General features: G+C 66.6%; 2 pseudogenes. Both read right to left on the bottom strand.

Annotated elements, in window-relative coordinates:
- Nucleotides 1–113: pseudogene (locus DID96_RS39360) on the bottom strand (amidophosphoribosyltransferase); the annotation flags it as partial.
- Between the two features lie 12 nt (nt 114–125).
- A pseudogene (locus DID96_RS37855) lies at nt 126–806 on the bottom strand (type III glutamate--ammonia ligase); the annotation flags it as partial.

Below are 806 nucleotides of genomic sequence, written 5' to 3'. Positions count from 1 at the left end.
CCGGCCGAATCCGGGCCGCGCTCCGTCATGCCGATCAGCATCGGCACCATCAGTTCGCCGAGCCGCTCGCGCAATGCCGGCGTCTTCACCAGCAAACCTACGATTCCGCACATGTTGCTTTCTCCTTAGAAGAATTCGAGGTACTGCCTGACTTCCCAATCCGATACGTGCCGCATGTATTCGAGCCATTCCATCCGCTTCAGCTTGAGGAACTCGTCGGCAACCGGCCCGAGCGCTTCGCAGATCACGCGATCGGCCTCGAGCGCGTCGAGCGCGTCGCCGAGGTTTTGCGGCAGCACGCCGATGCCGTGCTCGCGCAGCTTCTGCGCCGACCACTCGTAGAGGTTCTCGTTGGCCGGCGCACCGGGCGACAGTTCGCGGTCGACGCCGTCGAGGCCCGCCGCGATGACGGCCGCGGTCGCGAGGTACGGGTTGCAGGCGCCGTCGGGCAGGCGCAGCTCGATCCGGCCGCCCGGCATGCGCACCATCGTCGAGCGGTTGTTGTCGCCGTAGCTGATGTACGCGGGCGCCCATGTCGCGCCGGTCAGCGAACGGCCGACGACGAGGCGTTTGTACGAATTGATGGTCGGATTGCAGAGCGCGGCCAGCGCGGGCGCATGCGCGAGCAGGCCGGCCGTGAAGCGGTAGCCGAGCGTCGACAGCCCCATGCCGAGCGCATCGGCGTCGTCGGCGAACAGGTTGCGCTTGCCGTCGCCGATCGACATGTGCATGTGCATGCCGTTGCCCGGGCGGTTCGCGAACGGCTTCGGCATGAACGAGCAGATCATCCCGAGTTCGTTCGCGAT

Origin of the sequence: Burkholderia sp. Bp8963 (assembly GCF_003854275.1) — a bacterium.
Lineage (GTDB): Bacteria > Pseudomonadota > Gammaproteobacteria > Burkholderiales > Burkholderiaceae > Burkholderia.
The sequence above is the reverse complement of the archived record's forward strand: the minus strand, read 5'-3'. Positions and strand labels throughout refer to the sequence as shown.